This window comes from Flavobacterium sp. (genome assembly GCF_004295795.1).
GTDB lineage: Bacteria > Bacteroidota > Bacteroidia > Flavobacteriales > Flavobacteriaceae > Flavobacterium.
In genome coordinates this window covers 17,781-30,767 of record NZ_SEBR01000006.1, presented here as the reverse complement: position 1 = coordinate 30,767, position 12,987 = coordinate 17,781, and the positions used below count along the sequence as shown (strand labels likewise).

Genomic DNA, 12,987 nt, shown 5'->3' with positions numbered 1-12,987 from the left:
ATCAAATTTTGTCTGGGATTTCGCCGCGAATTCGCGAATTTTGATTTGATGAAGATGTCGGAAGATGAGCCCGAGCTAGGAAATTCATTTTGTTTTCGCTGCTAAATTAGATTCGTGCATTCGTGGCCAAATAGTCACACGCGAAAAAGTCGCTATAAAATGTGCTCGGGTGAACTGAAATGAAAACCACGACTGAAAGTAACACGACGGCGTAAAATGCGCGAAATTTTTCAGCATTGTAAAGGTAAAATTCGCGAATTCGCGGTGAACAAAAAATACGGTTACAAGAAAATTTATACGTCCGCGGTTAACTAGCCAACAAAAAAAAACCTCCCGAAAACGAGAGGTTGCTATAAAAACGGAAAAGTTTTATCAGATGTTCAAAAGGAAAGTCTCCTTGTTCAAAGCCGATGTGTGGAACTGCCAGTTGATCGACAAAACCTCGGTGAGGACTTTCTTGAGTTGCGTGAAATCGTTCGGTTTGCGGATGTAGATGTTCGCTCCATTGATGAACGTATCTTCCATATCCTTTTCGGAATTCGAAGTTGAGTAGATCGCTACTGACAAATCGCGGAATTTCTCGATCTGGCGGATGTCTTTCAAACATTCCACACCTGATTTATAAGGCATGTTCAAATCGAGGAACAGAATATCCGGCCTTTTATTGTTGCGGTCTTCCAGATAATTTACCAGTTCGCGTCCGTCTTCGAGCAAATTGAGGTTCGTCTCGATCTTGAGCTCGCTTAGCGCATCACTGAAAATACTTCTGTCGTCCTGGTCATCGTCTACCAGCAAAATTTCTACGATGTTTTTGTCGTGGATCATAAAAGGCCTTTAAGCGGTAAAAGTAATAATTTATGGGTCGGTTGTAACTTAATTAAAACTTAATTTTAACAGGAATATAAACGTTGAACGTCGAACCGATTCCCGTTTCGCTCTCGGCTGTGATGAAACCGTGATGGATCGTGGCAATCTTTCGACAAATCGCGAGTCCGATTCCCGTGCCTTCATATTCCATCTTTCCGTGCAGACGCTGGAAAAGTTCAAAAATCTTGTTCTTGTATTCCATGTCGAAGCCAATGCCGTTATCGCTAACCGAGATTTTCCAGAATTCCTGATTGTTTCGTTCCGGAACGTCGACTTTTTCAGCAGAAATAGTCACGATAGGAGCGACGTCTTTCTTCGAATACTTGAGCGCATTGGAAATAAGGTTGTGCAAAAGCTGCTGGAATTGTACCGAAACGACCTGAATCGAAGGCAATTCCTCGTTGGTGATCGTTGCGTTTTTCTCTGAAATCACTTCCTCGAGACTCGATTTGACTTCCTTGACGAGCTTGTTCAGGTTGGTTTTCGTGAATTTGATTTCTTCGGAATTCATGCGAGAATATTCCAAAAGTGCCTGGATCAGGTTTTGCATCCGCGTCGTGGCCGAAACCAATCGGTCAAAATAATCCTTGGAATGTTCGGACAGGTTTTTGGCATCGCGGTCGAGAATGCGCCCGGCGAACATCGCCACTTTTCGCAAAGGTTCCTGTAAATCGTGCGATGCGATATAGTTGAAAGACTCCAGATCTTCGTTGCTCGTTTGCAGATCGATGTTCTGGTTTGTGAGTTTTTGGTTCAGATTTTTGAGTTCGGATTCGATTTTCACCCTTGCGGAAATGTCGCGTCCAACGACCAAAACCGCATAAACCTGATCGTTTTTTTTCAATGGGATCAGGAAATTCTCGTAATAGATATCGGTCACCGCCGATTTGTATTCGAGGTTGTGGATGGTTTCGCCCTCGAGCGCTCGGTCGAGATCCTTCAACCCATCGGAATTTTGTGCCGACGGAAAAATCTCCAAAACACCTTTCCCGATGACTTCGTCCCCGAAGCTATAATTTTTCTTGGCGGCCTGATTCACGAAAAGGAATTCGCGATTTGTTCCGTAGACGACCAAAACATCGATCGTCGCATTGAAAATCGTGTCGTAGAATTCGGTCTGTTCGACGATTCTTTGGTTTTGGGACGAAATTTCAGATGTTCCGGCCGCGATCCTTTCTTCGAGAATGGCGTTATTGGTCTTGGCTTCGTGAACGTCCGTGCAACTTCCTATATAACCTTGAAAATGGCCGGATTCATCGAACACGGGATTGCCTTTGTCGAGAATCCATCGGTAGAGACCGTCGTGGCGCAAAAGCCTGTATTCCATTTCGAAAGGCTTACGTACATCGAAATTGCTGTTGTAAATGTCGAGGCAACGGTCTGAATCTTCGGGATGAATACCTTTTGTCCAACCTTGGCCAAGTTCTTCCTCAATGGATTTTCCGCTGAATTCGAGCCAGCCTTTGTTGAAAAAAGTACAGCCTTTGTCTTGTCCGGACGCCCAAATCATGGCCGGGACCAAATTGGCCATTTCGCGGAAACGGACGTCTGTTGCGGGATTTTTTTGTCTTTCGGAATCAGACATGTGAAGTTCAGTGAATCGAGGTTCACCGACAAATATAAGTATAGAAACTGTTTAACGTCTTAAAAAAATTATAAAACAAGGTCGGACAAAAGACGTTGCAGGGTCGCTTCCGGATCTTGCGTAAAACCGGGATGCGGACGCGAAGTCTGGATCACTGTACTTCTCACGGCCGTAAGCCATCGGAACCTTTCGGCGATTTCCATCTGGCCTATCGGACCCGAATTTTTATCCGCGCAAGCGATCTTTTCCAAAGACGAAAGGTTCGCCAGGACTTGCTCTGCATCGGTTTCCGAACAAAAAGCACGCAGTTTCGATTCGCTCAAACGGCAAACTGCCTTGAGGAATTTCCGGCGTTTGCAATACAGGATGATTCCGGCGTTGACGAATTCCTCACGCTCGACTTTGGGAACGACGCGAATCACGGCAAATTCATAGAGCTGCTCTTGCATCGTTGGCTTTTTTGATGAATACTTCGGAATTGTCTCTTCGGATTTTAAGGAATTTCAGGTAAACCGAGCGGATCTCGTCCGGCAGCAAATCTGATTCTTCCCAATGCAACCAATCGTCAGGCAGCAAATTCACGATGTTCGACAAAACTTCATCGGTCAAAATCGCCTTGAATTCCTTGTCGACAGTTTCCAATTCGGACGCATCCTTGAGCAGCACGTGATCCTTTATCATCGTAAAAGGACTTTTCGCATGGCCTTCGGGATCGTCGAACGAATGGTGAAAATACAGCGATGCGCCGTGATCTATCAACCACAATTCCTTGTGCCAGATCAACATGTTCGTGTTTCGGAAAGTGCGGTCGACATTGGTCAGGAATGCGTCGAGCCAAACGATTTGGGAAGCCGATTTCGGGTCGACATCGGTCACGACAGGATCGAAAGTGATCGCACCTGACAGATAATGCATCGCCAGATTCAATCCTTGGGAAAACTTGAGCAAGTCCTGGATTTCCTCGTCAGGTTCGGTTTGCCCGAACGCTTCGTCGAGAAAGGCGAAAACCAGTTCTGGCGTCCGCAAACCCAGCACACGCGCCACTTCGCCTCCTATCAATTCGCCGATCAGCATTTTAACGCCATGGCCCGCGCCCCGAAATTTGAGCACGTACTTGAAATCGTCGTCGCCTTCTGCCAAGGCCGGAAGTGATCCGCCTTCCCGCAACGGCAGGATATATCGGGTAACCGTAATCGTTCTTAGACTCATAAGACAAAAATAAGGATTGGAGATTTAGTTTGGAGCCGTTGATCGTGTAAATCGGGAAGTTTTTTGTTTTGATGCGGTGATTTGTCTACAGGTTTTAGACCTGTCAGGTCTTAAGAGGTGACAGGTCTGTAATTTCAAAAACCTTTTTCGCCACTGCAGAATTCCAAAGTATCGTCGCAATAAATCATACCAAGCAAAAAATCCTCAAAACAGAATTCCACAAAACGTTCCTGCGCTTTCTTGAAGTAGTTCAAGTTTTTTGGGCTATAGCTCAAATAGCTTTGTATCAACAAATTGATCAACCAAAAAATCTTATCATGAAAACAGTTATTATCGGCGCCACCGGACTTATCGGAAGCCAAGTGAAAGCAAATCTCGAAAAGGAAAACCAAGTGATCGCGGCCTCGCCAAGTACGGGCGTCAACACCTTGACAGGCGAAGGATTGGACGCAGCGTTGCAAAATGCCGATGTCGTGATCGACGTATCCAATTCGCCATCGTTCGAGGACAAACCCGTCATGGACTTTTTCTCGACTTCGACCGGCAACATAATCGCTTCGGCAAAAAAAGCCGGAGTGAAACACTATATCATTCTGTCGGTCGTCGGCACGAAAGGACTTCAGGGCAGCGGTTATATGCGTGCCAAATTGGTTCAGGAAGATTTGGTGAAGGCTTCTGGAATTCCGTTTACGATCGTCGAGGCGACACAATTTTTCGAGTTCGCTTCCGGAATCGTCTATATGAGTACGACGTCTGACGGAAAAATCGTGTTGCCAAAAACGAATATCCAACCAATCGCGAGTGCCGACGTAGCGCGATTCATTTCGGAGCGCGCGGTTTCCAAGCCGATAAATGCGACGATCGAGATCGCAGGTCCGCAAAAATGGCCAATGCACGAATGGATTTCGGAGTTTGCGAAACGCACGGGACATACCGCGGAGGTTACTTCCAGCGATGACGCCAAATATTCCGGAGCGACGGTTACCGAGAATTCTCTTGGTCCGAATGGTGATTTTCAAGCCGGAAAGGTGTCCTTCGAGGATTGGTTCGCGAAGTTTACTGGAATCGCGAAATAACTTTTGGAGTTATAAAGTGATGATCGGAGTTGGATTTTTCAGCTCCGATTTTTTGTAGGTATTTGCAGAAGCTTAAAATTTTATTAATTGCTTGTAGGTATTTAGGTAATTACCTAAATTTGTGCCATGGAATTATTGGAAGTCATCAAATCCCTGTCAAATGAAACGCGTCTGAACATCCTAAAATGGTTGAAAGAGCCATTTGCGCATTTTCCAGCCGAAGAACTCAGCGAGGAAACGCCGGAATTGGGTGTATGCGTATCGGACATCGCCAAAAAAGCGGGAATGTCGGTGCCAACCGTTTCCGACTATCTAAAAACAATGTCGGTCGCCAATGTGTTGATTGCCACAAGAAAAGGGCAATGGACCTATTATAAGAGAAACGAACAACTACTCCAGGAATTGGCGACACATATAAAAGAAGTATTGTAAAATTTTTTTATTCATAATTTAGGTATTTTCCTAATTAACTAAATACAAGATGAAAGCAGCAATAATTAAAGAATTCGGTTCAGTCGATACTTTCGAAATAGTGGAGCTACCAATTCCAAAGCCCGGTTTTAGGGAAGTTTTGGTCAGAGTATTTGCAACCTCCGTAAACCCCTTGGACATCCAGGTGCGCCGCGGCGATTACAAAAATGAACTACAACTTCCTGTCGTCACGGGTCACGATATTTCCGGTGAGATCGTGGAAGTCGGAGCGGGCGTCGAAAATTTCAAGGTCGGGGACGAAGTCTACTACACGCCGGAAATTTTTAACGGGCAAGGAAGTTATGCGCAATATCATTGTGCCCACGAGTCGATCATCGGACTAAAACCAAAAAACATCAGCCATCTGGAGGCGGCGACACTTCCTTTGGCGGCGGGAACGGCTTGGGAAATGCTGGTAACGAGAGCGCAACTCAAGATCAACCAATCCATTTTGATTCACGGCGGTGCCGGAGGCGTAGGGATTCCTACTATCCAAATCGCGAAAGCCATGGGAGCGACCGTTTTCACGACGGCACGAAAAGTCCACCACCAATTTCTTACGGAACTTGGCGCCGACTACGTGATCGACTACGAAAATGAAAATTACATCGACGCCGTCCTGAAATTGAGAAACAACGGGGGAGTCGATGTGATAATAGATACCATAGGAGGAGATACGCTTTCCCAAAGCGGGAAAATCCTAAGCCAAATGGGACAAGTCGTCACCTTGGTCGATATTGAAAAACCACAGAATCTCATCGAAGCCTGGGGAAAAAATGCCACCTATCATTTTGTATTCACGCGACAGAACCGAAACAAACTCGACGAATTGACGAAATTGGTGGAAAACGGGAAGCTCAAGCCGATCTTGAACAAAGTTTTCCCATTGTCCGAAATAGGCAAGGCGCACAGTTTATTGGAGACGAAAGCCGGGAATAAGGATTTTTATGGCAAGATCGGAATCGACACTAAATAACTATTCGTCCGGAGCAACAAAATCAAGAATTGCGCGCGACCAAAGCGACTTTGATGACCTCATTTGCGGCAATCGCATAAACCACATCATTCTCGGTCGGATCCAAAGTCCATTTTCCGGTAAATTCGCCAAACGCCGGTAAAATCAGCTGGTTTTTTGATTGGAAAAAACACGGCAGGTTGAGTGATTGGCGTCCGGAACCGCGCAGGTTGACTCCCGGATGAATGTGTCCGCAAAACGTGAAGTAGCCGTCGCGTTCCTCGGGTTCGTGCGTGAAAAGGAAGTTTCCGACTTTGAGTTCCGATGCGATCGCCATTCCGACCGAAGCATATTTTTCGGGTTTCAAAATGTCGTGGTTTCCGATGATCAGCAGGAAATTTTCAGGCCTGTCGTTGATCCAATCGGCAAAAACATCCCATTCCTTATTGAGTTTGGAGTGGAAGAGATCGCCCAGAAAACAAATGATTTCCGCTTCGAAATAATCGGCGACAGCGGTCAATCGATCGAAATTTCCCGAAAAAGCCGTTTTGGGCAACGCAATGCCGTGTTTGCGAAAATGCGAGACTTTCCCCAAATGCACATCGGAGATCAAAAGCATGTTCTTTTCCTTCCAGAAAATCGCGCCCGAAGCGTGCAAAACAAAGTGGTTGCCGTGAATTTCAATCTCCAGAATCATGTTATCCCTTTCATGTATGAGGCCGTCATTTTGGCGATGCGCTCAGCCAAAGTTTCGCTTGAAAGCTTTTCGCGCAATCGGTCGGTGATGATCGGGAAACTGAATGGTGTCGGCCTTTCGCACTGTTTCCAGACGATAGTTTGCGACTCGATTCTTTCCAGGGATTGAATCAGTCGGCCTTCTTCCAACTGGTGTTCGAACGTTTCCCGATACGCCTGTTGCAAAAGTAAGTTATCGGGTTCGTAATCCCGAAAGACTTCGAACAAAAGTTGCGTCGAACTCTGCAAGTGTTTGGCCTTGACGATCTTGCCCGGATAACCGCTGAAAACCATTCCGGCAATGACCGAAATATCCCGGAATTTGCGCCTGGCCATTTCGGTCGCATTCAAGCTCGTCTGTAAATCCTGATGCACCAGACGCGTCGTGAAAAGGTCGTTGTCGATCACCGATTGCATGTCGATTTCCTTGTCGGATAAAAGCTCGAAACCGTAGTCGTTGTAAGCGAGCGAAAACGTGATCGGTTCCAGAAGCGAGATGCGATAGGCGAGAAGCGAGGCCAAAGCTTCATGGACGAATCTGCCTTCGAACGGGTAGAAGATCGCGTGATAGCCTTCGCGCGTCTTGAAAGTCTCGATGAGAAATTGGTCGGATTCGGGCACGATCGATTCCTTGCGCTGCCGTTTGAAAACGGGTTCCATCGCATGCAGTTCCGGCGATTTTTTGCCGTGGTTGGCCGAATACAATTCCTGTCGCAGCAATTCTGACATTTGGGCCGACAAAGCCAATCGTCCGCCCATCCAGGAAGCGAATTTGGAAGGTTTTCTCGTGGTGGATTTTACCAGAACCTGCATGTTTTTTATCCGATACAACTCGAGTTGGCGACCCGCGAACTGAAAAACGTCTCCGGGTTTGAGTTTGGAAATGAACCATTCCTCGATCGATCCGATAAAACCGCCCGAGAAGAATTTCACCTGCATCACAGCGTCGCTCACGATCGTTCCGATGGACATTCTGTGCTGCGTCGCCGTTGTCCTTTTGTTGATTTTGTACCTGCCGTCAGCCTCGATCTCGACTTTCTTGTATTCGTCGTAGGCGTGCAGGCTTTGGCTTCCGTGCACGATAAAATTGAGACACCATTGGAAATCTTCGCGGCTCATCGCCTGATAACAGAAGGTGGATTTGACTTCGCCGAAAATCTCATCGGGGAAAAATCCGTCAGAAACCGCCAGCGTATTCAGATATTGGATCAGGACGTCCCAGGAATTCAGATACGGGATCCGATCTTCGACTACGTTGTTCTCGACCGCTTTTTTGAGTGCCGATGCTTCGACCAACTCGATGGCGTGCGTCGCCAGAAAGTAGATCAGCGATTCTTTTCCAGGCCTGTGATTCGAGCGGCCGGCGCGTTGCATGAAACGAGCGACGCCTTTTGGGCCGCCAATTTGGATAATCGTCTCCACAGGCGCAAAATCGACGCCCAGATCGAGACTCGAGGTGCAAACTACCGCTTTGAGTTTTTCTTCCCGGATGGCGTTCTCGACCCAGATCCTGACATCGCGATCGATACTACCGTGGTGCATCGCGATCTCGCCCGCAAACTCCGGATATTTGTCGAGCAGCCTTTGGTACCAAAGCTCGCAAGCCGATCTCACATTCGTGAAAATCAACGTCGTGCGGCTTTCCTTGACGATTCTTGCCACGTCGTCGATCAAATGGAAACCCATGTGACCGCGCCACGGATAACTTTCCATCTTGGTCGGAATGATAGAAATCACGTTGATTTTCTTGTGCAGCACCGCCTTGACCAATACCGAGTTTTCGTAAGCCTCGGAATCTGGACCAAGCAACACCTGGCGTGCTTGTTCGAGATTTCCGATCGTGGCCGAAATGCCCCAAATGCGCAGGTTCGGGGCGACCGTTTTGAGTCGGGACAAGCCCAATTCCATTTGGACGCCGCGTTTTGTGCCGAGCAATTCGTGCCATTCGTCTACTACGATCGCCGAGCAGTTTTTGAACGTATTCGGATAGTCTTTGGAAGCGAGCAAAAGTTGCAGGCTTTCTGGTGTCGTGATGAGCAGATCCGGCATTTTTTTGGCCTGTTTCGCCCTTTCGGCCGCTGATGTATCACCTGAACGGATCGCGACTTCGAACGGAACGCTCAAACCTTCGACCAATCGTTCGGCCGCTTGCTTGATCTCGACCGACAAAGCGCGCAAAGGCGTGATCCAGACGGCTTTTAAACCGGGTTTATGTTTTTTTGGATCGGGATTTTTTTTGAGGTAATCGAGAAGGATCGGAACCCATAGCGCGTAGGTTTTTCCACTTCCCGTCGGAGCGTTCAGCAGGCCGTGCTTTCCTTGCAGAAAGGCCGTCCATGTCTCTTTTTGGAATGGGAACGGCTGCCAGTCTTGGGATTCGAACCAGTTTTCGGCAATTTGGAAAAGCTCTTTTCTGTTGGACATTTTTGTTTTTTTTGAACGCGGATTTTCGCGGATTTTTTTTCGGCCAGGAGATAATTCGCGAATTCGCGGTCAATCTTTTTAGTCTTCGTCAAAACACAGGTCAGATTTTATTTGTGAATTGTCTGCGCCTGTTCGCGCTGCTAAAGTCTGAGCCAATCGAAATTGTTGTTATACGCATTGGTTATTTTTTAAGCCGCGAATTCGCGAATTTTCTTTGTGCCCGAATATAAATTCGCGAATTCGCGGTTGATCTTGTTAGGTAATTTTGACTTTTCGTCGCATCCTATCTTAATCGCTTTTATTCTTGTATTTCCTGTGCCAGTTGCGTTGCTCGCGTCGCGGCCAATTCAACTATTTTTCGGACGCGTCGGTAATTTTTTAAGTCGCGAATTCGCGAATTTTCTTTGTGCCCGAATATAAATTCGCGAATTCGCGGTTAATCTCGTTAGGTAATTTGACTTTTTGGCGCATCCTATCTTAATCGCTTTATTCTTGTATTGCCTGTGCCAGTTGCATTGCTCGCGTCGCGGCCAATTCAACTATTTTTTGGACGCGTCGGTAATTTTTTAAGCCGCGAATTCGCGAATTTTCTTTGTGCCCGAATATAAATTCGCGAATTCGCGGTTAATTTTTGAGCCAAGACTCAAGCAACGCGAATTCTCGCAAGCATTGCACAAGTTTTTTGCGGCTGTATTTAGATTTGTGAATGCGCAGTTTCTTTTATTCGGATACGCGACAAACTCAGCAAATCAGCGCCTTGAGATCGTCGATGGAATTCGCGTCGTCGATCTTTTTGTCGTGCCGCCAACGCAAAATCCTTGGGAAACGCGTCGCGACTCCGCTTTTGTGGCGTTTGGAAAAGGCGATTCCTTCGAAGCCAATCTCGAAAACGAGTTCCGGTGTTACGCTGCGAACCGGGCCAAAACGCTCGATCGTATGGCGTTGGATCCAATTGTCGACCTGGCGGAATTCGGCGTCGGTCAAACCAGAATAGGCCTTGGCGAAAGTCACGAGCTCTTTTTCTCCGTCCTCCTTGTCCTGCCAAAGCGCGAACGTGTAATCGGTGAACAGGTTCGAACGGCGTCCGTGGCCTCGCATGGCGTATGTCAGAACGGCGTCGATTGCCAACGGCTCGATCTTCCACTTCCACCAATCGCCTTTTTTGCGCCCAACCTGATAAGGCGAATCGTTCTTTTTGATCATCAGGCCTTCGGAATGGATTTCGCGCGAACGTTCCCTTTCGGCCGAGACCGCTTCCCACGAATCCAGGCGAATCCGCTCGGACAGTTGCAGCGGAATCGTCTCTGGTGCAATTTCCGAAAACAGGGTTTCGAGCAATTTGCGCCTGTCGTCGTATGATTTTTGTCGGATGTCTTCGCCTTTCCACTCGAGCAAATCGTAGGCTTTGATGATGCAAGGCGTCGATTTCAGGAGCGCTGCCGAAACGGTTTTGCGTCCGATGCGCGTCTGGAGATCGTTGAAAGTCCCGATCTGTCCGTTGGGAAAAGGCAGGATTTCCCCGTCGATCACCGTTCCGTCCGGAATCGCATCCGCGAAAGCGTGAAACTCCGGATATTTATCGGTCACCAATTCCTCGCCACGCGACCAGATGAACAGGTTTCCGTCGCGAATTATCGACTGCGAGCGGATGCCGTCCCATTTGTGCTCGATGCTCCAATCTTCGACATTTCCCAAATTTGAGACATCGCCTTCAATGGCATAGGCAAGGTAAAACGGATAAGGTTTCGAAAGGAAATCAGCGCTTTTTTCCTCGAGGATCAACTCCTGGAACGACACCGAATCAGGATTCCATTCGCCCATGAGTTTGTGCGCAATCAGATCTTCGTCGACCTCGACGGCTTTCGACAAGGCGCGCGTCATAAGTTTCTGGCTCACGCCGATGCGGAAACTTCCCGTAATCAATTTGGTGAAAACCAGGCGTTCGTAATAGTTGAGCGACAGCCAATTCTCGTGCAGATAGTCGCGTTTTTCCTCGTCCGATTTCTTTTTCAAGGCGATCATTTCCCGCATGTACTCCGTTAGCGATTTGTCGGAATGTTCTTTCGTGGCGGGAATCACAAGTGCGATCGTTTCGGCCAGATCGCCCACGATATGGTAACTTTCCTCGAAAAGCCAAAGCGGGATGTTCGCCAACTCGTTCGCCCAAAGTCGCAGAAGTGTCGTGTTCACAGGCCTTGGAGGACGTCGGTGCGACAGGATCGCGATCGTCCATACCTTGTCCTGATCGGACGCATTCCTGAAGTAATTCGTGAGCGCATCGACCTTCACCGACGTTTTGTTCGATGAATCCAGAGCTTTTATTAGGTTGGCGAAATTTTTCAATTCAATTAATTCAATTAAAAATTAATAGTTAATAATTGGCCGAGCGTTTGGCAACTCTCGCGTCACTACCTTCATTATTCATTATTCATTATTCATTATTTCAGAAGCGTGCGAATGCTTCTCTCCGATTTCAGGTTTTCGTCGACCGTGATTTCAGAAGCGTCTTCCAATTCCTTTTCGCTGTTTTCGTCACCTTCGTGGCTCGTGCCCATTTCTGCCGATTCGCCTTCGTATTGTGTTTTGGCAGTTCTCGCATCATAACCCAATTCCTCGCGTAAATACCGAGAGAAAATGTCCGAGTAGCCGTGGGTTGCGATCACTTTCTCGCATCCTGTGGCTTTTATCGAATCTAGTAATCCGTACCAATCACAGTGATCTGACAGCACGAAACCTTTGTCGATCGCGCGTCTTGCCCTCGCTCCGCGAAACGCCATCCAGCCCGAAGCTGTAGCGGTTACGAAAGGAGACATTTTTCGCAGCCATATCGAGCCGTGGGCGCTTGGTGGCGCGACTACGACATTGCCCAGCAAGTCTTCTTTTTTGGTGTCCCGGGTAATCAATTCGGTCGGCGGTAAATCGACGATCCGGCGAATCACCTGCGTCATGTTCTCGACCGCGCCGTGCGTGTAGATCTTGCCTATCGAAGTGTCGAGGTGTTTTATGATGTTCTGGGCTTTTCCCAAGGTGTATCCGAAGATTACCGATGTTTTCTTTTCGGCTTGGTTCTCGGCCCACCACGCGTTCACGTCGTCGAAAACTTCCTGTTGCGGCAGCCAGTTGAACGCAGGCAACCCGAAAGTGCATTCGGTGATGAAAGTGTTGCATTTCACGACTTCATAGGGTTGGGAAATCCCGTCGTCCTGCGTTTTGTAATCGCCCGTGAAAACCCAGACTTCGCCTTTGTGTTCCACCCTGACTTGTGAGCTTCCTATAATATGTCCGGCAGGAAAAAGCGAAAAGATCACGTTGTTTACTACAAAAGTCTCGCCCCATTCGACTCCGGCCACGTTTATATCGCCCAAGCGGTGCTTGATTATGGGAACATTTTGATGGTGCGTGATATAGTTTTTATGTCCCCAACGCGAGTGGTCAGAATGGCCGTGCGTTATTATGGCATTTTCCACAGGACGCCAAGGGTCAAGATAGACGTTGGCGACCTCGCAGTAAATTCCCCGGTCGTTGAAACATAGAAGTGGCTTTTTTCGAGTCTTGCTCACGGGTGTCGATTTTGATTAAAATTAGGCCATTGCCGCAATGCCGTGTCTTGCACAGTTTCAACTTTAACTTTACTTTATCAGATAATTCTGCGGTTTTCTGGATGT

At 47.6% G+C, this 12,987-nt stretch carries 11 protein-coding genes; 3 read left to right on the top strand and 8 right to left on the bottom strand.

Translation table 11 applies throughout. The annotated features are described in order from the left end of the window. Window positions 1-372: 372 nt before the first annotated feature. From EOO49_RS06740 to EOO49_RS06725, 4 genes are all read right to left on the bottom strand, one after another. On the bottom strand, window positions 373-825 hold the full coding sequence (locus EOO49_RS06740; RefSeq protein ID WP_290844000.1) for a response regulator: 453 nt from the start codon (window positions 823-825) through the stop codon (window positions 373-375). A 52-nt stretch (window positions 826-877) separates the two neighbouring features. Beyond that, window positions 878-2,452, bottom strand: a complete 1,575-nt coding sequence (locus tag EOO49_RS06735) for a PAS domain S-box protein (RefSeq protein ID WP_290843998.1) — start codon at window positions 2,450-2,452, stop codon at window positions 878-880. Between the two features lie 68 nt (window positions 2,453-2,520). Beyond that, entirely contained in the window at window positions 2,521-2,901 is a 381-nt protein-coding gene (locus EOO49_RS06730; protein WP_290843997.1) for a DUF3037 domain-containing protein, read from the bottom strand. Further along, window positions 2,882-3,661, bottom strand: a complete 780-nt coding sequence (locus EOO49_RS06725; RefSeq protein ID WP_290843996.1) for a HipA family kinase — start codon at window positions 3,659-3,661, stop codon at window positions 2,882-2,884. Before EOO49_RS06725 ends, EOO49_RS06730 begins: the two co-directional genes overlap by 20 nt. Window positions 3,662-3,978: 317 nt before the next feature. Between EOO49_RS06725 and EOO49_RS06720 the strand changes: the two genes are divergently transcribed. The 3 genes from EOO49_RS06720 to EOO49_RS06710 all read left to right on the top strand — a co-directional run bounded on the left by EOO49_RS06720 (window position 3,979) and on the right by EOO49_RS06710 (window position 6,184). Continuing rightward, the gene (locus tag EOO49_RS06720; protein ID WP_290843994.1) at window positions 3,979-4,737 is read left to right on the top strand and encodes an SDR family oxidoreductase; all 759 of its coding nucleotides are present in this window, start codon (window positions 3,979-3,981) and stop codon (window positions 4,735-4,737) included. 126 nt (window positions 4,738-4,863) lie between these two features. Further along, entirely contained in the window at window positions 4,864-5,169 is a 306-nt protein-coding gene (locus EOO49_RS06715; RefSeq protein WP_290843993.1) for an ArsR family transcriptional regulator, read from the top strand. 49 nt (window positions 5,170-5,218) lie between these two features. Further along, on the top strand, window positions 5,219-6,184 hold the full coding sequence (locus tag EOO49_RS06710; RefSeq protein WP_290843992.1) for a zinc-dependent alcohol dehydrogenase family protein: 966 nt from the start codon (window positions 5,219-5,221) through the stop codon (window positions 6,182-6,184). Between the two features lie 22 nt (window positions 6,185-6,206). Here EOO49_RS06710 and pdeM read toward each other — a convergent pair whose 3' ends face one another. From pdeM to EOO49_RS06690, 4 genes are all read right to left on the bottom strand, one after another. Next, entirely contained in the window at window positions 6,207-6,860 is a 654-nt protein-coding gene (pdeM, locus tag EOO49_RS06705; RefSeq protein ID WP_290843990.1) for a ligase-associated DNA damage response endonuclease PdeM, read from the bottom strand. Next, complete coding sequence (locus tag EOO49_RS06700; RefSeq protein ID WP_290843989.1) at window positions 6,857-9,322, bottom strand: ligase-associated DNA damage response DEXH box helicase; 2,466 nt, start codon at window positions 9,320-9,322, stop codon at window positions 6,857-6,859. The genes pdeM and EOO49_RS06700 overlap by 4 nt, the downstream gene beginning before the upstream one ends. A 741-nt stretch (window positions 9,323-10,063) precedes the next feature. After that, on the bottom strand, window positions 10,064-11,665 hold the full coding sequence (locus EOO49_RS06695; RefSeq protein ID WP_290843987.1) for an ATP-dependent DNA ligase: 1,602 nt from the start codon (window positions 11,663-11,665) through the stop codon (window positions 10,064-10,066). A gap of 95 nt (window positions 11,666-11,760) precedes the next feature. After that, window positions 11,761-12,882: a ligase-associated DNA damage response exonuclease gene (locus EOO49_RS06690; protein ID WP_290843986.1), complete on the bottom strand. Its 1,122-nt coding sequence runs from the start codon at window positions 12,880-12,882 to the stop codon at window positions 11,761-11,763. Between the last annotated feature and the right edge of the window lie 105 nt (window positions 12,883-12,987).

Coding starts and splice junctions, on each gene's coding strand:
- EOO49_RS06735 (WP_290843998.1), bottom strand. CDS start 2,452: ATGTCTGATTCCGAAAGACAAAAAAATCCCGCAACAGACGTCCGTTTC.
- EOO49_RS06740 (WP_290844000.1), bottom strand. CDS start 825: ATGATCCACGACAAAAACATCGTAGAAATTTTGCTGGTAGACGATGAC.
- EOO49_RS06725 (WP_290843996.1), bottom strand. CDS start 3,661: ATGAGTCTAAGAACGATTACGGTTACCCGATATATCCTGCCGTTGCGG.
- pdeM (WP_290843990.1), bottom strand. CDS start 6,860: ATGATTCTGGAGATTGAAATTCACGGCAACCACTTTGTTTTGCACGCT.
- EOO49_RS06730 (WP_290843997.1), bottom strand. CDS start 2,901: ATGCAAGAGCAGCTCTATGAATTTGCCGTGATTCGCGTCGTTCCCAAA.
- EOO49_RS06700 (WP_290843989.1), bottom strand. CDS start 9,322: ATGTCCAACAGAAAAGAGCTTTTCCAAATTGCCGAAAACTGGTTCGAA.
- EOO49_RS06710 (WP_290843992.1), top strand. CDS start 5,219: ATGAAAGCAGCAATAATTAAAGAATTCGGTTCAGTCGATACTTTCGAA.
- EOO49_RS06715 (WP_290843993.1), top strand. CDS start 4,864: ATGGAATTATTGGAAGTCATCAAATCCCTGTCAAATGAAACGCGTCTG.
- EOO49_RS06720 (WP_290843994.1), top strand. CDS start 3,979: ATGAAAACAGTTATTATCGGCGCCACCGGACTTATCGGAAGCCAAGTG.